The organism is Hydrogenophaga sp., assembly GCF_011772445.1.
Taxonomy (GTDB): domain Bacteria; phylum Pseudomonadota; class Gammaproteobacteria; order Burkholderiales; family Burkholderiaceae_C; genus Hydrogenophaga.
The window spans coordinates 1,457-1,684 of the sequence record NZ_WVZN01000051.1 but is presented as its reverse complement, the minus strand read 5'-3'; the positions used below and the strand labels follow the sequence as shown (position 1 = coordinate 1,684).

General features: G+C 68.4%; 1 protein-coding gene. It reads right to left on the bottom strand.

Annotated elements, in window-relative coordinates; all coding sequences use genetic code 11:
• Positions 1-228: hypothetical protein (locus tag GTO19_RS22355; RefSeq protein WP_291025191.1), on the bottom strand; the 228-nt coding region annotated here is incomplete at both ends.

Below are 228 nucleotides of genomic sequence, written 5' to 3'. Positions count from 1 at the left end.
TTCCCCGCGCCGGTCGCCCAGCGCACGGGATGCCTCGGCCGCCCAGGTCAGCAGTCGCACGGCCTCACGCGCGTGGCCCTGCAGGTCCAGGAATTCTCCACCGCCAACATAGAGCCATTGTGCCAGATCCAGCACGCCGTTGTTCTCACCGCTCTGCCACGACCACTCTGCCGCCGCCATCAGGTTCGCCAGTTCCGCCTCCAGCGCCGCGTAGTCGCGGGTATACCG